13 protein-coding genes are annotated in these 17,656 nt (G+C 70.5%); 6 read left to right on the top strand and 7 right to left on the bottom strand.

Annotation, left to right across the window (positions count from 1 at the left end):
- Nucleotides 1–45: 45 nt before the first annotated feature.
- The gene (locus QR64_RS24840) at nt 46–444 is read right to left on the bottom strand and encodes a non-ribosomal peptide synthetase (protein WP_235367329.1); all 399 of its coding nucleotides are present in this window, start codon (nt 442–444) and stop codon (nt 46–48) included.
- 257 nt (nt 445–701) lie between these two features.
- On the opposite strand from QR64_RS24840, the gene QR64_RS24845 reads away from it, so the two are divergent.
- The gene (locus QR64_RS24845) at nt 702–1,736 is read left to right on the top strand and encodes an alpha/beta hydrolase (protein WP_039587791.1); all 1,035 of its coding nucleotides are present in this window, start codon (nt 702–704) and stop codon (nt 1,734–1,736) included.
- A 25-nt stretch (nt 1,737–1,761) separates the two neighbouring features.
- On the opposite strand, the gene QR64_RS24850 is transcribed toward QR64_RS24845, so the two are convergent.
- From QR64_RS24850 to QR64_RS24860, 3 genes are read right to left on the bottom strand one after another with little or no spacing between them, the layout of a single operon-like run.
- Complete coding sequence (locus tag QR64_RS24850; protein ID WP_039587764.1) at nt 1,762–2,100, bottom strand: ferredoxin family protein; 339 nt, start codon at nt 2,098–2,100, stop codon at nt 1,762–1,764.
- A complete protein-coding gene (locus QR64_RS24855) occupies nt 2,097–3,671 on the bottom strand; it encodes an FAD-binding protein (RefSeq protein WP_039587765.1) in 1,575 nt (524 codons plus the stop codon). Before QR64_RS24855 ends, QR64_RS24850 begins: the two co-directional genes overlap by 4 nt.
- Nucleotides 3,668–3,826 carry a hypothetical protein gene (locus QR64_RS24860; protein WP_019288929.1) on the bottom strand — a complete coding sequence of 53 codons (159 nt, stop codon included), beginning with the start codon at nt 3,824–3,826 and terminating at the stop codon, nt 3,668–3,670. The genes QR64_RS24855 and QR64_RS24860 overlap by 4 nt, the downstream gene beginning before the upstream one ends.
- A 231-nt stretch (nt 3,827–4,057) precedes the next feature.
- Here QR64_RS24860 and QR64_RS24865 point away from each other — a divergent pair, with 231 nt between their 5' ends.
- Nucleotides 4,058–5,491, top strand: a complete 1,434-nt coding sequence (locus QR64_RS24865; protein WP_006552899.1) for a T3SS (YopN, CesT) and YbjN peptide-binding chaperone 1 — start codon at nt 4,058–4,060, stop codon at nt 5,489–5,491.
- On the opposite strand, the gene QR64_RS24870 is transcribed toward QR64_RS24865, so the two are convergent.
- Nucleotides 5,482–6,012, bottom strand: a complete 531-nt coding sequence (locus tag QR64_RS24870; protein ID WP_033098005.1) for an O-acetyl-ADP-ribose deacetylase — start codon at nt 6,010–6,012, stop codon at nt 5,482–5,484. The genes QR64_RS24865 and QR64_RS24870 overlap by 10 nt on opposite strands.
- 61 nt (nt 6,013–6,073) lie before the next feature.
- Here QR64_RS24870 and malQ point away from each other — a divergent pair, with 61 nt between their 5' ends.
- On the top strand, nt 6,074–8,197 hold the full coding sequence (gene malQ, locus QR64_RS24875; protein WP_039587766.1) for a 4-alpha-glucanotransferase: 2,124 nt from the start codon (nt 6,074–6,076) through the stop codon (nt 8,195–8,197).
- Nucleotides 8,198–8,259: 62 nt separating this feature from the next.
- Here malQ and QR64_RS24880 read toward each other — a convergent pair whose 3' ends face one another.
- Together QR64_RS24880 and QR64_RS24885 are read right to left on the bottom strand one after the other, a co-directional pair.
- The gene (locus tag QR64_RS24880; protein WP_039587767.1) at nt 8,260–10,050 is read right to left on the bottom strand and encodes an AMP-dependent synthetase/ligase; all 1,791 of its coding nucleotides are present in this window, start codon (nt 10,048–10,050) and stop codon (nt 8,260–8,262) included.
- Nucleotides 10,043–10,531 (bottom strand): MarR family winged helix-turn-helix transcriptional regulator, encoded by a 489-nt coding sequence (locus tag QR64_RS24885; protein ID WP_024103658.1) that lies wholly within the window; start codon nt 10,529–10,531, stop codon nt 10,043–10,045. Before QR64_RS24885 ends, QR64_RS24880 begins: the two co-directional genes overlap by 8 nt.
- 175 nt (nt 10,532–10,706) lie before the next feature.
- Here QR64_RS24885 and QR64_RS24890 point away from each other — a divergent pair, with 175 nt between their 5' ends.
- From QR64_RS24890 to QR64_RS24900, 3 genes are read left to right on the top strand one after another with little or no spacing between them, the layout of a single operon-like run.
- Nucleotides 10,707–12,236: a DUF2397 domain-containing protein gene (locus QR64_RS24890; RefSeq protein WP_039587768.1), complete on the top strand. Its 1,530-nt coding sequence runs from the start codon at nt 10,707–10,709 to the stop codon at nt 12,234–12,236.
- On the top strand, nt 12,233–13,378 hold the full coding sequence (locus QR64_RS24895; protein ID WP_039587769.1) for a TIGR02678 family protein: 1,146 nt from the start codon (nt 12,233–12,235) through the stop codon (nt 13,376–13,378). Before QR64_RS24890 ends, QR64_RS24895 begins: the two co-directional genes overlap by 4 nt.
- On the top strand, nt 13,375–17,601 hold the full coding sequence (locus QR64_RS24900) for a TIGR02680 family protein (protein ID WP_152641015.1): 4,227 nt from the start codon (nt 13,375–13,377) through the stop codon (nt 17,599–17,601). The genes QR64_RS24895 and QR64_RS24900 overlap by 4 nt, the downstream gene beginning before the upstream one ends.
- Nucleotides 17,602–17,656 lie beyond the last annotated feature (55 nt).

Consider the following 17,656-nt stretch of genomic DNA (forward strand, 5'->3'; position numbering starts at 1 on the left):
TTCGTCGACCTACCGATTCAATGATGGTGGATACCGGGCGGTTCGTCAGCCGGCCGCGGAAAGAGGCGCGGGGGCCACGCAGTCGACGAGGTCGATCACGAGTGCGTCGAGCACGTTGCGCAGGTCGCCGCGCGCCGAGTCGGCCAGCGCCGGGAAGACGGTGGCGAGCGCGATGGGCACGAGCGAGGCCTGTCCCAGCAGGATCCCCATGGCCGCATCGAGCTTGACGACCTCATCGTGCAAGCGGGCGTAGGTGGTGGTGTCCATGCCGTGCGCCACGGCGATCCGGTCGGGCTCGCATGCCGCGGCGTCCGCCACCATCCGGGGCAGGTCCGCCGCGGTGATCTCGTCGGCATTCATGCTTGCAACGTCGAATTTACGCAACATCTCGCCTTCGTTCGTCCCCCAGGAGCGACGCCGGGCCGCGCGCCGCAGTCGAAACATACAGTCAGTGTGGCCCGAAAAGTACGGGATGTGTAGAAGGTCCGGAAAACTTTTTGCACTGCCGGTACCTGACAGAAGGTACATCGCCGAGAACCCGCCTCCGCCCGGAATCGTCACTCTGAGACCAGGACCACAACGATTGCTCAGCAAACCCTCGCGACCTGGATGAACGGGCGTATCCTCGTAAATCCGAAGTTCGTGCAGCCACCCCGACCGGGTCCGACCACGACTCCGGGCAGACCGAGGAGGTGCCGGTCATGAGCGTCGCCCGCACCGAGTTGCTCCCTCTGCCCGCGCACCACGCGACCACGCGCGAGTTCGCGGGGGTGAGCACTCGGTCCCGTGCCTTGTCCTTCTCGGTGCGCCGTACCGTGCGGCCGTTCATCGAGGCATGGTCGTACGCCCCGACCCTCCCCTGGCCGGCGTCGGCGATAGACCACCTCGCGTTCCCTCTCGTGCCCGTGCCCGGCACACACCGCCGGCGAGTCGACCTACCGATGTGCCCGGCGGAACTGCTCTGGGCGCCGGGTGCCGCACCCCCGGCCGCGCAGGTCGATATGGACGGCACCGCCGCGCAGGTCGGTATGGACGGCACCGCCGTCCTGTACCTGCACGGCGGCGCGTTCCTGTGCTGCGGCCTCACCACGCACCGCCATCTGGTCTCCCGCATCTCCGCCACCACCGGCGCGCCGGTCCTGGCCGTCGGTTACCGCATGCTGCCCCGCCATCCGATCCGGCGCGCGGTCGAGGACGGCCTCGACGGATTGCGCTGGCTCGTGGCGCACGGCCACCCGGCCGAGCGTGTCGTGATCGCCGGGGATTCCGCCGGCGGCTTCCTCACCTTCGCCGTCGCCCACGAAGCCGTACGACTCGGCATCGGCCGCCCGGCCGGCACCGTCGCGCTGTCGCCCCTCACCGATCTCGACCCGCGGGGCAAACTCGACCATCCCAACTCGCACCGGTGTGCCGTCTTCCCGCGACGCGCCGTCGCTGTGCTGCCCACCCTCGTCGAACGCGCCGAACGCCTCGGCGGCGAAGGCGCCGAACCGGTCGCCTCCCCCGTCGATCTCGATCTGTCGGAGATGCCTCCCGCACTCATCCAGACCGGATCCGAGGAGATGACCTACGTCGACGCCGAGTTGATGGCCCGGCGACTGCAACTCGCCGGGGTCTCCGCCGAACTCCAGGTGTGGGAGAAACAGGTGCACGCCTTCCAGGCCGCGGCGGGGGTCGTCCCGGAGAGCGGCCGCGCGATCGCCGAGATCGGCCGCTTCGTGCGTGAACTGCGGTGAACCCGCTCCCCGGGTGCCGCTGCCCTCAGGCCCGGCCCGTGAACAGGTCGTTGCGGTCCTCACGGGCACCGGCTCGTCGTCCCCGACCCCATCCGACGACGGCGCGGTAGCGCCCGAGCGCACCGGACTCCGTGAGCGCATCGACGTCCCGGTGTGGCGAATCCTCGCTCACCGCAGCCGAATAGGGTGCGACGTAGAGAGCGTCGGCGGGGCAGTTGACCTCGCACATGAAGCAGGTCTGGAAGTCCTCCTGGTGCGCGACAACGGGAAGCCCGTCGGGCGCACGCTCGAAGACGTCGGTCGGGCACACCGCGATGCAGATGTCGCACGAGATGCACCGCTCCGCGACGATCACCTCGATCATCGGTTCGCTCCTCGTCGCACGAGGTGTCCTTCGGCACGGACGTCCACGCGGTCCAGACCGCTCGTCACGAGGCGGTACTGCAGGTCGGGGTCGGTGTCCGGGTGGTCGGTGCGCACGTGCATGCCCCTCGTCTCCGTACGCGCGAGGGCGGTGCGGCTCACCCACCGGGCGACGGCGAGGAGCGCGGCACCGGACCGGGCTCGTACCAGCTCCCGCCCTCGTCCGCCGAGCACGACGGGCGCCGCGGTCCACGCGTCGTCGAGTGCGGCGATGCTGTCCTCGAGACTGCGGGCCGTCCGCCGGAAACTACGTCGGAGCGGGAGCGTGTGCTCCTGCACCAGGCCGATGATCGCGCGGGTCGCGGCGCGGTCCGGGTCACCCTCGAGGCCGACCCCGCCGATCGGTCTCGCCACGTCCGGGACACCGCGGTTCCGGGCGAACTCTGCGGCGGCCGCCCCGGACCACGAACCCGACGACATCGCCCAGGCCCCGTTGTGACTGCCTCCACCGCTGCGGCCCCCGGTGATCAGCTCGCGCGTGGCGACGTCGCCGGCGGCGAACAGACCAGGGACCGTCGTGCTGCAGTCCGTCCCGATGATCCGTAGGCCACCGGTACCGCGCACCGTTCCCTCGAGGACCGCCCGCACCGGGTACATCTCGGTGAACGGGTCGATCCCGGCCTTGTCCAGAGGCAGGAAGTAGTTGGGCTGGGAACGACGCATCGCTTCGCGGTGGTCGGGATGTGCCCGGTCGAGACGGGCGTGGACCGGGATACCGTCGAGCAGGTACCGCATGGCGGTCGCGCGGTCGTCGCCGAGCCGCACACGGGCGTCGTCGTAGAACGTCGCGAACTGCATGAACAGTCCCTTCGTGTGCCCACTCCAGGAAGGCGCGAGCGCGTAGGCCGAGGAGAACTCCATCCCGGAGAACTCGGCACCGGCCTCGGCGGCCATGAGGTGACCGTCGCCGGTGTCGACGTCGGTACCGAAGCTGCCGGAGAGGAAGGCACAGCCTCCCGTGGCGAGGACGACCGCACCGGCACGCGCCGTCCACGGCTCGTACCCCTGCCGGCGGTGGACACCGGTCGCGCCGGCCACCGCACCGTCGGTGTCGACGAGCAGCTGCAGGGCGGGCGACTGATCCAGGATGCGCACGCCGGCGCGGTGGACGAGGCGGCGCATCCGCCGCATGTACTCGGGTCCCTGCAAGCTGCTGCCCCGGCGACGTCCGGTCTCCGGGTCCACGCCGAAGGGATAACGGCCGTGGACGGCGAGGTCGTCGACGCGTCGATAGGTCTCGTCGAGCACCCGGTGCATCCAGGCGGGATCGGAGAGCAGTCCCCCTTCGATGTGGCGGCGGTCGACGGCCGCGGCGCGCTCGGGTCCGGGCGGCAGGTACCAGAGGTTGTTGCCGCCGGACGCGGTCGGGCCGCTCGTCCCGCAGTAGCCCTTGTCGGCGAGGACCACGCGACTCCCGGCCCGGGCGGCCGCGAGCGCCGCCCAGGTACCGGCCGGTCCCCCGCCGAGCACGAGGACGTCGGTGTCGATCTCCGTCCCGTCGCTGACGGTCATATCGACACGCGGATCGCGTAGTCCGCCACCGCATCTGCGGTGCATTCGGCCACCCCGGCCGATATGGCGACGATCTCCACGAACGGATCTGCCGACTGTACTGCGGGGATGCGGGCCGGCAGCGTCCGGACGAGACGGATGATGGCGTCGATCATGCGTCGATGGTCGACCATCTCCGGACGGATCGACACGGTTTCGCTCGCCGGGATCGGAACACTCCGGCGGGCCGTCGGCGGCCGAGAACCGTGCGCTCGCGCGGGCCGCCGGCGACCGCGCACCGTGCGCTCCGGCGAGCTGTCGCTCGTGCGACCGAGCGGAGGAAGGCCTGTCGGTACCGGCGACTAGTCTTTCTCTCGGCTCGACCGCACAGAGAAGGGGGTCCGATCATGGCCGACGCGCAGACCCGGTTCGACCAGGACGTCGATGCGGCCTGGCGCGAGTTCCGCACGCGCCTGGCCGACCATGTCGCGGCCATGAGCGACGGCGACGGCCTGGTCCTCGAACCCTTCACCGACGAGGCCGGCGGCCCGGCGGGGCCGTGCGTGCAGTTCTACGCGTGGGGAGACCGGCTCGTCCGCTGCGAGGTCCCGTCCAACGCCCACCTCGCCCCCGACCGGCACCTCACGCCGGTCGACGAGCAGATGCTCCTCGAACTCGGGCTGAAGGCGCCCTCCCGCGGACCGGACGATCCGGAGGACGACGGATCCCCGGCGTTCTGGATCGATCGTCCGGGCAGCTGGGCCGATCAGCTCGCCGTCATCGCCGTGCGTGCCCTGCGCTCGGTGTGGGGCGTTCCCCATCCCCTCTTCCTGCGGGCCGAGACATTCGGGACGGAGCGCTCGGTCGCCGAGCTCACCTCGTTCCTCGTGCCCGAGACGCCGCAGGCCGGTCGCACGCAGGCCCCGGAGGTGCCGCTCGCGGTCGTCCCCAGCGGCGACGACCACGTGCGCGAACTGATCGAATCCACCCTGCACGAGCGGATCGACGATCTGCCCGCCTGGGACGAGGACGGCGATCTCGTCCTGCGGATCGCCGGGGTCCTGGTGTTCGTCGGTGTCGGCCCCGGAGGCGGCACCGTCGACCTGTTCGCACCGATCGTCCATTCCATCACCGGACGCACGCGGGCCGCCGAGATCTGCGTCGACCTCAACCGCCGGTGGCCGCACCTGAAGTTCGTGCTGGTCGACGACCGCCTCGCGATCGTCGACCACGTTCCGGCCGCGCCGTTCGCTCCGGCGCACCTGCTCGGATCGCTCGAGACCATCACTCGGTTCCTCGACACCGTCGACAGTTCGTTCGCCACCCATATCGGTGGCTCGCTGCTGCGCGATCAGGGATTCGACGGGGCGACGGGTGGTGCGGCCGATCCGCCCTGGGGCGACGTCTCGCAGTTACCCGACGCCGAGGACGATCTGCCGGTGGCCCTGCTCGCGGTGCGCGACTTCCATCTCGACGGCGCGACCGATGTCGCCGCGAGCACCGTCGCGGCGATCGGCGATCGCAATCCCGAGCAGTTGCGGCGGTTCCTCACCATCAGCACCGAACTGCAGGTGTGGTGGGACGGCGAGTCGCAGACCCGCGAGGCGGCGCTCAACACCGACGGTGCTCGCGAGGCACGGGCGCGGGCACTCGAATGGGAGGCGACGAGCCGCTCGCTCGCGGAGGCCCTGCAGTTCCTCGAACAGGGCGAGGGCACCGATTCGGCCGGCTCACGCGCGTCGAAGCCGAGCGCCGGCCGTGAGTCGGCGCCCGAGCAGCCCGCACTGTTCGACAACCCCGACGAACCGACCCTCTTCGACGGCTTCGGCGATTACTCCTGAGCCGATCCCGCCCGGGACACGGCGCGACGGAGCGCGTCGACAGCGGCGTTGTCGAGGCCGACGAGTACGACGGTCTCCACGCCCGTCTGTGTCTCCCGGATGGTGGTGACGGCCTGCAGGGCGGCGTCGTCGAGCGGCCAGCCGTAGACGCCGGCCGAGACGAGCGGGAACGACACCGTACGGGCACCGAGATCGTGCGCGACGAGCAGACTGTTGTGGTACGCCGAACGCAGGATCCCGGATCGGTCCTCGTGCGCCGACCACACCGGGCCCACGGTGTGGATCACCCATCGCGCCGGGAGACGCCCAGCGGTTGTCGCCACTGCACGGCCCGGTTCGAGTCCGTCGGGTAGCGAGGTCGCGCGGAGTGCGCGGCAGGCCGCGAGGATCTCCGGGCCTCCGGCCCGGTGGATCGCACCGTCCACTCCCCCGCCACCGAGCAGGGAGGAGTTCGCGGCGTTGACGATCGCATCCACCGCGATGGTGGTGATGTCGCCGTGCGCGATGTCGAGAGCGGTCACCCTGTCGACCCTATGTTCCGCACGCTGCCCCCGAGTCGTTTTGCTGGCATGATTCAGGACCGTGACGTCCTCGGCGAAGCTGCGCGAACTGGCCGGAAAGCACGGCATCACCACCACCTACACGGGATGGGGGGGACACGACCACGATGTCTCCGACGAGACATTGCGGCGCGTACTCGCCGCGCTCGACGTCCCGGCCGGGACGGACGACGAGGTCGTGGCATCGCTCGCCGACTTCGACGACCGCCCGTGGCGCTGTATGCTCCCGCCCGCGCTCGTGGTCGTCGAGGGCGACGACCGGACGTTCCCGGTACATGTGCCGCACGGCGACCCGGTGTCGGTGTGGGTCGTCGCCGAGGACGGGGCGGAGGTCGATGTCGAGCAACTCGACGTGTGGGTGGACCCGCGTACGGTCGACGGCCGGCTCGTGGGCCGCGCGACCTTCGCCGTTCCGCGGCTGCCCCTCGGCTGGCATGTCGTGCACGCCCGCAGCAACGACATCGAGACCACCGCGGGCCTGGTCGTGACCCCGCGCCGGTTGTCCACCGCCGACCGGCTGCTCGAGAAGAAGCGCTGGGGCCTTGCGGCCCAAATCTATTCGGTGCGCAGCCGCAGGTCGTGGGGCATCGGTGATTTCGCCGACCTGGCCGATCTGGCGGCGATCACGGCCGGTCACGGCGGCGACTTCGTCCTGATCAACCCCGTGCACGCGGCCGAGCCCGTGCCCCCGCACGAACCGTCGCCCTATCTGCCGTCGTCGCGGCGTTTCGTCGACCCGCTGTACCTGCGGATCGAGGATATCCCTGAGGTGGCCTACCTCCCCGCGAAACACCGCAAGGAACTCGACGAGCACGCGCAGCGCGCGGCGAAGGCGAACCGGAAGGCGCGGCGTCTCGACCGGGACGCGACTTTCCGCGCGAAACTCGACGTCCTCGAGCGCGCGTACCGGGTGCCGCTCGGCCCGGCCCGCCGCGCACGGTACGAGGCGTTCTGCGCCGAGGGCGGGCAGGCGCTCGACGACTTCGCGCTGTGGTGCGCGCTGTACGAGAAGTTCGGCGACCGCGCCGACCGGTGGGCGTCACGCGCTCCGAGCCCCGACGACCCGAAGGTCACCCGGTTGCGCGAGCGACTGGCCTCGCGGATCGACTTCCACCGCCGGCTGCAGTGGTTGTGCGACGAGCAGCTCGCGAACGCTCAGACTGCTTCGCTTGCAGCAGGTTCCGATATCGGAATCCTGCACGACCTCGCAGTGGGTGTCGGTCCGCACGGCGCCGACGCCTGGACGCTGGGCGACGCGCTGGCGTCGGGCGTCACGGTGGGCGCCCCCGCCGACGACTTCAACCGCAACGGCCAGAACTGGAATCAGCCGCCGTGGCGGCCGGATCGTCTCGCGGAGCTGGGATACATCCCCTTCCGCGATGTGGTGCGCTCGGCGTTGCGGCACGCGGGTGGTGTCCGGGCCGATCACATCCTGGGACTGTTCCGCACCTGGTGGGTACCGGAGGGGATGTCGCCCGCCGACGGCGCGTACGTCCGCAGCGACCACGAGGCACTCGTCGGCATCCTGGCGCTCGAGGCGTATCGCGCCGGCGCCGTGGTCGTTGGTGAGGACCTCGGGGTCTTCGAGGAGTGGGTGCAGGAGTATCTTGCGGAGCGCGGGATCGCCGGGACGTCGATCCTGTGGTTCGAACGCGACGAGGACTCCCCACGCGGGCCGGAAACCTACCGCACCCTGTGCCTGACCTCGGTGACCACACACGACCTCGCGCCCACCGCGGGATACCTTGCGGGCGAACACATCCGGCTGCGGTCGGAGCTCGGCCTGCTCGAGGGCGACCTCGACGCCGAACTCACCGATGCGACGGCCGAACGCGACTCGGTTCTGGCGCTCGCGGTCGAACGGGGTCTGCTCGACGAAGGCGAGACCGACGTCGATCGCCAGGTCGAGGCGCTGCACCGGCTGATCGCGGCGAGTCCGTCTGCGCTGCTGGGCGTTTCGCTGGCAGATGTGACCGGCGAGCGTCGCAGCCAGAACCAGCCGGGCACCGTCGACGAGTATCCGAACTGGCGGGTTCCGCTCGCCGATGCCCGCGGCAAGGTCGTGCTCGTCGAGGATCTCGTCGACCACGACGGATTCGCGCGACTGGCCCGGGCGGTCTCCGGAGACACCTCACCGGTGGAGTGACGCCACACGAACACTGCGGCCGCCGATCCGGATGCCGGATCGGCGGCCGCNCCCCTAGGGCATCACTTCGCGTACAGGGCGTCGATCTCGTGGGCGAAATGCTCGGTGACGACGTTGCGCTTGATCTTCAGCGTCGGCGTGAGCTCGCCGGACTCCTCGGTGAGATCGCGGTCGAGAATGGCGAACTTCTTGATCGCCTCGCTGTGCGAGACGAGGGTGTTGGCGTCGTCCACGATGGTCTGCATCGCGTCCCGCAGCGTGGCGTCGTGGCGCAGGTCGGCGATCGTCGCACCGGTGGGCTTGCCGTTCTCGTTCTTCCAGTTCTCGAAGACGTCCGGATCGACCGTCACCAGAGCGGTGACGAAGCTGCGTCCGTCGCCGACGACGACGGCCTGGGAGACGAGGGTGTGCGACCGCATGCGGTCCTCGAGCGGCCCGGGTGAGACGTTCTTGCCGCCGGCGGTGATGATGAGGTCCTTCTTGCGCCCGGTGATGGACAGGTAGCCGTCCTCGTCGAGCGAGCCGAGGTCGCCGGTGCGGAACCAGCCGTCGTGGAAGGCACCGGCAGTGGCCTCGTCGTTGCGCCAGTAGCCGTCGAAGACGACCATGCCGCGCAGCTCGATCTCGCCGTCATCCGCGATGCGCGCCGAGTTCCCGCCCATGGGACGCCCGACGGTGCCGATCTTCTGCGCGCCGGGCGTGTTCACGCTGTGTGCGGCCGTGGTCTCGGTGAGGCCGTAGCCCTCGTAGATCGGCACGCCGACGCCGCGGAAGAAGTGACCGAGACGGGCACTCAGGGCACCGCCGCCGGAGATCGCGTACCAGCACTCGTTGCCCATGGCCTCGCGCAGCTTGGAGTAGACCAGCTTGTCGGCGAGGGCGCGCTTGGCCTTCAACGTGAAGGTGGGGCCGCCGTGGTCGAGCGATTCGCTGTAGGCGATGGCGGTGCGCTCGGCGAAATCGAAGATCGCCGCTTTGACCGGTCCGCCGGCCACCGCCTTGCCCGCTGCCGCGTCACGCACCTTCTCGAAGACGCGCGGCACACCGAGGATGATGTTCGGCGAGTACCGGGCAAACTGCGCGGAGACGGTCGAGAAGTCCGCCCAGTGAGCCTGCGCCGTGCCTGCTTCGAAGAGCGCGAGCGACACCGCGCGCGCCAGCACGTGCGCGAGGGGCAGGAAGGTCAGGCCGCGGTTGCCGGGCTTGGCGACGATACCGATGTCCGAGTTGAGGATGGACCGGACCTCGGCGAGGAAGTTGCGGTGGGTGAGCATGCAGCCCTTGGGTCGCCCGGTGGTTCCCGAGGTGTAGACGAGGGAAGCCAGGCCGCCGGAACGGATTCCGGCCAGACGCGTGGTGATCTCGGCGTCGTCGACCTCGGCACCGTCGGCCGCAAGCGTGTTCACCGCGCCGTCCTCGATCTGCAGGATGCGACGGAGGGTGTCGGGCATGTCGACGAAGAGCTTCTCGTGCCGCGCGGTTTCGACGACGGCGAGGACGGCCCCGGAGTCCTGGAGGATCCAGCGAATCTGCTCGGTGGACGAGGAGTCGTAGATCGGTACCGACACCGCGCCGGCCGTCCAGATCGCGTAGTCGAACAGCGACCACTCGTAGCGGGTGGCCGAGAGCAGCGCGACACGATCGCCGGGCTGCACACCGTTGGCGATCAGGCCCTTTGCGACGGCCTTCACTTGGTCGGCGAACTGCTGCGCAGTGACCGCGACCCAGTCGTCACCCTGCGGCCGGGAGTACATCACGCGGTGCGGAGTCTTCTCCGCATGGGTGAACACCGTGTGGACGACCGATTCGTCGTCACCGATGGTGAACGGGGCCGGGGTCGAGTACTCACGCACTGCAATCTCCATCGTTCTGGTCGGGAGTCCGGTCGTCGGAATCGATTCCTGCGCGGAAGCGGCGCAGGAGATCCACGAAGCGTTCGAGTTCGTTCTCGTCCCAGCCCTCGAGTCCGGCGCGGACGTCGTCGAGACGACGCACGACCGCACCTTCGAGAACTGTCGCTCCGTGGTCGGTGAGCCGGAGCGGATGTCCGGCACGTGCCGGACCCGTCCCCGCCTCGACCCAGCCCGCATCGACGGCGTGACGCAGTTGGCGCGACACGGTCGAGCGGTGGACACCGAAGACCTCGGATATGTCGGTGGCGCGGCAGCCCGGATTTCGGGAGATGAAGCCGAGAAGCGAATGCTGGACCAGCGAGAGTCCGCTGTCCTGCGTTCGTGCTCCGGACGTCAGGAAGCGCACGAGAAGCACGAACTCCTCGTATACGCGGGCAACGCCGTCCGTAGACGGCCGCCGGGCCTGCCGATTGTGTTGCACAGGGCAACTATAAACGCGAGTGAGGCACGGCACGAATCCGCGCGGTGTCCTGCCGATTTCCGGCCTGCCTCTCCACAGCCCGTGCGCGCACCCGGTGAACTCGTCCGCCCCGCTCGGCGTTCACCGGGCTAGCCTGTCTGTCCGTACGGCGTCAGCACTCGGGAGAAGGGGTCGGATGGGCGAACACATCGGTCGCGACCTGTTCCGTCATCTCGTCGCCGACGAAGCGGACGAGTACCTCGCGGTGATGGACTGCTTCACCGACCTCCTGCTCGCCGATCTGTCCGCCGACGATATCGCGGTCTCGTGTGCGCGGCGCGGGGTGGCGCTCGACATCGCGGTCGTCGATGCCCGGTGTCGCAGCCTGGTCCGGTGGGGCAATCTCGCACTCACCAGCGGCGGAACCGACGGTGGCGGCTCCCACCGGCGGAGCGCTCCCGAGACCGCCTCGACCGAGGTCCGTGCCCGATACCGGCCGACACCGGCCGGGCTGCGGGTGCACCGCGAGACCGGCAGGCTTCTCTCCACCTCCGACGACGTGCGCGGCGTGGCACGCGTGTCGCTCCGTTGTGTCGCGGACGGGCTCGCCCGCATCGAGGAGCTGCTGGTGGACGACGGGAACGTGCCCGATCGGGACGAGCTGGCCGCCCACGTCACCGCCCTGTTCGCGCACCACCGGATGTTCACCGACAGCGTCGCCGATTTCTATTCGCACCTCGCCGAGATCCTGAGCCGTCTCGAGCACTCCGGCCGTCCCGAACACTCATCCGATCGCGAACGCGCCGGGGCGGTCGACGATTACGCGGAGACCAAGAACCTGCTCCTCGACTACGTCGACGTCATCGGTTCGGACGTCGAGCGCCTCGCCCCTCTCGTCGCCGGCAGGCTCGACCGGATCAGGCCGCGTCTGGACTCCCTGCTCGCCGCGTTGCGCGAGTCCGGCCTGCCGAACACCGTGCCCGGGTCCCCCGGTCGCCGTCGCACCGACTGGGACGAACTGGCGCAGTGGTACGCCGAGGACGCCGGCCCGCGCCGCATGCGCGAGGCAGCGGCGGAGGCGCTGAACCGGCTGCTCGTGCGCACTCGGCGGATCATGGCGAGCACACCGGGCTTCTCGCACCGCGCAGATCTCCTGCGCCTGGCCCGGTGGTTCACCGAGTCCTCCGACGAGCAGGGCCACCGGTTGTTCGCCGCGACCTTCGGTGCCTTCCCGAGCCGGCACCTGCTGCTCGGCCCCGACGAGACCGACCCGCGAGTGGGTGCAGGCACGTCGTGGTGGCGGGCCGATCCCGTCGTCGTGCCCGTGTCGTTGCGCGAACGCGGCGACCACACGTCCCTCGGGGCCGTCGGCCGACTCCCCGATTCGATGCCCGGCCGGGTCCGGGCCGACGAACTCGCCCGGCGAGAGTCGCGCCGCCGCTCCGACGCCGTCGCCGAACTGAGTGCGGCGGGCGATCTGCACGGAGCGGACCTGTCGGCGGAGGCGCGCGACGTCCTGCTCGACGTCCTCGCCGCCGCGCTCGCGGGCCACCTCACCACCGACGGTCCGGTGCAGGTGGACGATCCCGATCTCGGGTTGTCGCTGACGGCGGAGCCCGGCGCCGACACCGTGGTGCACTCCCCCGACGGCGATCTCACCGTGCACGGTTTCTCGTTGCGCACGTCGGTCACGGCATCGGTCGATCACAGTGCGGCGGCGCCATGAGCACCTCGCACGCGAGCACGGTGTCCGGGGACGTCTCCGGTCGGCGGGACGCGGCGCGGGCGCTGCTGCAACAGCCGATCGTCACCGCCGCGAGCGAACGGGAGACCTTCGACCTCGTTCGGCGCCACGCCCCGGCCCTGAAGTCGATGTTCGCCGACCGCCTCGGATACCGGCTCGTCGTCGAACCGACCTTCGCCCGTCTGATCAAGGCACCGCTCGGGCCCACCTCACCGCACCGGGCGCTCCGCCACGCCGACGGCACCGAGTTCGGCGCGATCACCTACGCGTGTCTCGCGCTGGTGTGCGCGGCACTGCTCGAACCCGGGACCGGCGAGAGGGTGTCCGTCGACGACCTGCTCGAGCAGGTGCGCGCCGATGCGCGCGAGAACGGGATCGTGTTCGGCGACCCGGTGTCCGAGGAGCGGAACCTCGCTGCGGCCCTGCGCGTCCTCGAGGAATGGGGCGTGATCGCCGAGTCCGGTCACGGGGACGAGGTGAGCGGCGACGAGGTGAGGGGCGACGAGCCGCATCTCGACGTCCACCGCGACCTGCTCTCCCAGCTGCTCGACACTCCCCTCCATGGGATGCCCGGTCCCGCAGCGGCACTCACACGTCACGAGCACGAACCCGCCGCTCTCCGCCTGTACCGCAGGCTCGTCGAGGACCCGTTCGTCGCGCGCGACGAACTGGACGACGAGTCGGCGACGATCCTCGCCCGCGACCGGCACGAGCTCGCCCGGATGCTGGAGAACGACTTCGGCCTCGTGCTCGAGGTGCGTGCCGAGGGCGCGCTCGCGTACGACCCGGCCGGCGTGCTCACCGACGAGGCGTTCCCGGGGTCGGGCACCCTGAAGCACGCCAGCCTGCTGCTCCTGGCCGAACTCACCGAACGGTTCGGCGACTCCGCGGCGACCACATTGCACGTCGACGCGCACACCCTCGACTCGGTTCTCGCCGATCTCGCCGCCGCGCGTTCCCGCACCTGGAAGAGCATCTATGTCCGCGATTTCGCGCTCCTGCGCCGGGACGTCGTCGCCCTGCTCTTCCGGCTCGGGCTGGCGCGCCCGCACGAGAACGGACTCGAACTGACCGCACCCGCCGCCCGCTACCGCCCCGTCCCCGCCGAAAGCAAGTGTCGATGACCCACTCGTCCGACCCGTCCGCCCTCGACGAGAACTCTCCACCCCGTTTCCCGGATCGCTGGCGTCTCCACCGCGCCGGCATCGTGAACGTGTGGCACTACCTGGACGTCGAGTTCGTCCTGTCCGGTGGGCGGATGATCCTGCGCGGCACCAACGGATCGGGGAAGTCCCGCGCCCTCGAGATGTTGCTGCCCTTCCTGCTCGACGCCGACCGCAGGCGCATGGACGCGACGGGCGCCGCGAAGGTCGATCTCGACGAACTCATGCGTACCGGGGCCTCGGACACCACCGACCGTGTCGGCTATCTCTGGCTCGAACTGGCGCGCCCCAGCGGACATCTCACCGTCGGGGCGCAGGTCCGGCACCGCGCCGACGCCCGTCGCAGCGACGTGCACTTCTTCACGACACCTTTGCGTGTCGGCACCGAGTTGCACCTCATCGATGACGCCCGCATCCCGCTCTCGCGGGAGCGACTCGCCGAACTCGTCGGTGCCGACAACCTCACCCGTGATCCGGAGCGGCATCGCGAGACCGTGCGGAAGTCGGTGTTCGGCCTGCACGCGCAGACGGGACGCGAACGCTACGACGGCTTGTTGCAACTGCTGCACACCCTGCGCTCACCCGATGTCGGCCACCGCATCGACGAGGGACGCCTCCCTCAGATCCTGTCGGATGCGCTGCCACCGCTGACGGAGAACATGCTCGCCGAAGCGGGAGGTCGCCTCGACCTGCTCGGTGACACCCGCCAGGAACAGGTCCGTCTCGAAGCGGCGCACGCACACGTGCTGCGGTTCCACGAGGTGTACCGGCAGTACGCTGCGGATCTGCTGCGCGCCGGCGCCGAGACCGCGCGCGACCTCGCGCAGCGGGTCGTCGAGACGCGACGCGCACTCACCGTCGCGGAAGCCGAGGCGGCCGACCTCGACGCGCAGGCCGCCGCCGTGGACACCCGCCTGAAGGAGCGCCGCGACCAGGTCGCCGAACTCGACCGCGCGATCCGCGGACTGGAGACCCACGAGATGTTCCGGTCCGCGGACGATCTCGCGCAGCGCCAGCTCGCCGTCGATGCGCTCCGCCGCGCCGCCGAGCACGCAACCGCCGCCGCCGATCGCAGCCGCATGCAGGAACGGCGCCACACCGACCACGCGGCCCGCCTCCTCGACGAACTGACCTTCTCGGTCACGCGTGCCGCGAGACGGCTTGCGACGGTAGGTCGCGACCTGCTGTCGGTGGGTCTTCCGCACGACACCGCGCCGACCACGCTGCACTTCTCCGCCGACCGTCCACCCGCTGTGCTCGAGCCCGTGCGCACCGGCATCGACGACACCACCGAGCCGGTGGTGCGGCCGGTGGTCGCGACGGTCTCCCTCGACGCCGGGCACGTCGACGAGGTCCGGGGCGCGATCCTGCGTGCCGCCGAGGCGACCCGTCGCCGGCGGGACCAGGCGGGTCGGCGACTGCTCGAGGCGCGTCGACTCGACGCCGCCGCGCATGCGGTCCGGGAAGCCGAGGCGGCGGCCGACCGCGCGGCCCGCGACGCCGAGCAGCGTGCCGTCGAGGCCGCCGAGACGGATGCCGGTGTCGGTGCGGCCGCCGCCGGTCTGCAGCACCGGTGGCGCGAGTGGATCACCGCCGACCGCACGACGGCTCTGCTGCCGGAACTCGATCGGGATCGGGTCATCCTGATGCGCCGACTGTCCACGCGACTCGACGCACTGATCGACTCGTCCCCCACCGACGCCGGCGACACGGACTCCGAGGACGTCGACGTCGATTCGGCACTCGCCGAGCTGGATTCGCTGCCCGCGGCTGCCGCTCGGTCCGCTCTGAGCGACCTCGTCGGCGCCCCGGCCGATCGCGAGCGCCGCGAACGTGAGGCGCGGACCGCGCGCGAGGACCTCGTCCGGGAACAGGCGGCACTCGACGCGATCGGCGAGGGACCGGAACAGGCACCCTGGCACGTGCGCACCGACGGTGTCCCGCTGTGGCGGGCGGTCGAGTTCGTCGACACCCTCGGGGACGACGATCGCGCCGGAATCGAGGCGGCGTTGCTCTCCGCGGGTTTCCTCACCGCCACGGTCGACGGCGAGGGCCGCTTGCGTGCGCTCGGCGGCCAGGTCCTCGTCTCGCCGCGCGGTGAACCACCGGCGCAGCCCCTGTCGACGGTCCTGCGTCCCGACCCCGAGGCCGACGTACCGCGCCCGGCGATCGAGGCGGTCCTCAACACGATCGGATTCGAGGACGCCACCGCGGTGGCCTCGGTCTCACGGGACGGCCGCTGGCACAACGGAGTTCTGCGCGGGCGCCACACCGCCGAGGCCCCGCGCAGCATCGGCAGTCCTGCCCGGGAGGCCGCAACCGCGGCACGTCGGGTGCGTCTCGACGAGATCCGCGCCGAACTCATCCGGATCGACCTGGCGGTGGAACAGCTGCGCGTCGACTATCCCGACGCGGCGCACCGGCGGGCGAAGATCGACGCGCACCTGTCGACCGCGCCGACCTCACACGCTCTGCGCGCCGCGCTCGAACGACGTCGGCACGCGTACGCGCACGTGCGGTCCGCGGCGAACACCGCGGTGGAACTGCGCGAGCGGGCGACGACGCTGCGTGCTCGCTGGACCGCCGAGCTCGACGCACACCGCACGGCGTGCGAGTACTTCGGCGTGCCCGGCGATGTTCCGGAACTCGAGGCGCTGGTCGCCGGATGCGCCTCCGCAGAGACACTGTGCACCGAGCTGGCACGCGATCTCGGTGACGTCCTTGCTGCCCACGTCCGGTTCACGGATGCCGCCGAACGGTGCGTGCAGGCCACCGCCGAGCGGATCGACTCGGAGGAGATCGCCGAATCGTGCCGCTACGAATGGCACGCGAAGGCCGCGGTGGTCGCTGCCCAGACCGCCGCTGTCGACGTCGACGCCGCCGACCTGGCGCAGGAACTGCGTGACTCGGAGGCCGAACGGGCACGCGCCGACGAACAGTTCCGGCGCACGGTCGCCCATCGCGACCATCTCGGCCGTGCCGTCGCCGAGGTGCTGCAGCGATGTGCTGCCGCACGCGAACGACTCGACCGCGACCGTCGCGAACTCGCCGCGGCCGCCGAACTGCTCGCCGCTCACCTGCAGCTGCCCGAACTACGCGGCGCACTCGAGGAGGATCCGGAGTCGGACTCCGCCTCTGCCCGGACGGTTCTGCCTCCCGTCCACCTCGAGGATCCGGATCACGTGCTCTCCGTGGCCCGCACCCTGCTGGCCACGTTGCCGCCACGCACGGGAGTCGACGAGAACGCGATGCTCGTCGCGCTGCAACAGTTCGACCGCGACCTCACGGCCCGGTTCGACATCGAGCACACGGTGACGCACGGCGCCCATCGCGTCCGGATCGCCGGGGCGGGTGACGACACCACGCCCGCGGGTCTCTCAGCCACCCTGACCCGGCAGGTCGAGGACGGCCGACGGGCACTGTCGCAACGCGAACACGACGTGTTCACGGGATTCGTGCTCGGCGGTGTGGCCGACGAACTGCGCCGGCGGATCGAGCGGGCACGACAGGTGATCGCCGCGATGAACGACAGTCTCGCCGACAGCCGCACGACGCACGGGATCGGAGTGAGGATCGAGTGGCGCCCCGGTGGCGAGGACGCCGACGCGGCGCGGCTGACGCAGCTGCTCACCGCCACCGAGCGATCACCCGAGGATGCGTCCGAACTGGTCGGGATGCTGCGGCGCCGGGTGGAATCCGCCCACACCGCCGATCCGTCCGCCGGCTACGCGCAGCACCTGTCGCAGGCACTGGACTACCGGCGCTGGCACGAGGTCGAGGTGACCATCCTCGGCCCCGAACCGGACCGGGAGAGGCGGATCTCCGCGCGCGCCAAGATATCCCAGGGTGAGACCCGATTCGTGTCGTACGTGGCGCTGTTCGCGGCGGCGGACGGCTATCTCTCGGGCCTACCCGACACCGGCACCGCACTGCGGCTCGTGCTGCTCGACGACGCGTTCGCCAAGATCGACGACCCGACGATCGGTGAACTCATGGGTCTGCTCGTACGGCAGGATATCGACTTCGTCATGACCGGGCACGCACTGTGGGGTTGTGTGCCGGAGGTGCCCGAGCTCGACGTCTACGAGGTCCGGCGACTCGCCGACGGCGCGGCCGTGACGACCCGCGTGCACTGGGACGGGCGCGTCCGGCAACTCCGACCGCTCACCGAGCTGCAGACATGACAGTGGTGGGAGCGATACGTATCGCTCCCACCACTGTCGGTCCTTCGAAACCTGC

It is taken from the genome of Rhodococcus sp. Chr-9, from assembly GCF_000801125.1.
GTDB classification, from domain to species: Bacteria; Actinomycetota; Actinomycetes; order Mycobacteriales; family Mycobacteriaceae; genus Rhodococcus; species Rhodococcus pyridinivorans.

Coding starts and splice junctions, on each gene's coding strand:
- QR64_RS24890 (WP_039587768.1), top strand. CDS start 10,707: ATGGGCGAACACATCGGTCGCGACCTGTTCCGTCATCTCGTCGCCGAC.
- QR64_RS24865 (WP_006552899.1), top strand. CDS start 4,058: ATGGCCGACGCGCAGACCCGGTTCGACCAGGACGTCGATGCGGCCTGG.
- QR64_RS24860 (WP_019288929.1), bottom strand. CDS start 3,826: ATGATCGACGCCATCATCCGTCTCGTCCGGACGCTGCCGGCCCGCATC.
- QR64_RS24900 (WP_152641015.1), top strand. CDS start 13,375: ATGACCCACTCGTCCGACCCGTCCGCCCTCGACGAGAACTCTCCACCC.
- QR64_RS24840 (WP_235367329.1), bottom strand. CDS start 444: ATGTTTCGACTGCGGCGCGCGGCCCGGCGTCGCTCCTGGGGGACGAAC.
- QR64_RS24850 (WP_039587764.1), bottom strand. CDS start 2,100: ATGATCGAGGTGATCGTCGCGGAGCGGTGCATCTCGTGCGACATCTGC.
- QR64_RS24895 (WP_039587769.1), top strand. CDS start 12,233: ATGAGCACCTCGCACGCGAGCACGGTGTCCGGGGACGTCTCCGGTCGG.
- QR64_RS24855 (WP_039587765.1), bottom strand. CDS start 3,671: ATGACCGTCAGCGACGGGACGGAGATCGACACCGACGTCCTCGTGCTC.
- QR64_RS24845 (WP_039587791.1), top strand. CDS start 702: ATGAGCGTCGCCCGCACCGAGTTGCTCCCTCTGCCCGCGCACCACGCG.